This is a genomic window from Leisingera coralii, assembly GCF_049056525.1.
Taxonomy (GTDB): Bacteria; Pseudomonadota; Alphaproteobacteria; order Rhodobacterales; family Rhodobacteraceae; genus Leisingera; species Leisingera coralii.
In genome coordinates, this window is sequence record NZ_JBHUPT010000137.1 from 1 (window position 1) to 414 (window position 414).

General features: G+C 59.4%; 1 protein-coding gene and 1 pseudogene. Both read left to right on the forward strand.

Features of this window, described 5'->3' with window-relative positions; translation table 11 throughout:
• Positions 1-214: pseudogene (locus ACFMBG_RS24095) on the forward strand (Na/Pi cotransporter family protein); the annotation flags it as partial.
• A partial coding sequence (locus ACFMBG_RS24100) for a twin-arginine translocation signal domain-containing protein (protein WP_421057168.1) occupies positions 211-414 on the forward strand: 204 nt, incomplete at its 3' end. The pseudogene ACFMBG_RS24095 and the gene ACFMBG_RS24100, both read left to right, overlap by 4 nt.

The window sequence follows — 414 nt, forward strand, 5'->3', positions numbered from 1 at the left end:
ACGCCACCTGCGGCGGCTGCAGAACGGCGCCCGCGACAGCTTTGACACCTCCGACATCCACCTGGAGACGCTAAGAGCCTTACGCGAGTTCAACAGCCATATCGCCGCGGTGGCCTATCCGGTGCTCTACCGCAACGGCCAGCTGCTGGAGACCCGCCTGATCGAGGAGATGGATGGCATTGAAGAGACGGAAGAGGCCGTGGCAGGCCGATGACCGGGCACAACCCGGCAAAACTGTCACAAAGTTCTGACAAACATAAGAAAACCAACCAGTCCAAAGGGAGAATTGTACAAATGACTGTAAAGGCTATTGTTTCGCGGCGTTCGGTTTTGCAGGGGGCGGGGGCTGCGGCTTTGGCGGCGCCGCTTTATGCGAAAAGCGCGCTGGCGTCGTCGGGGGAGATCAACATCCTG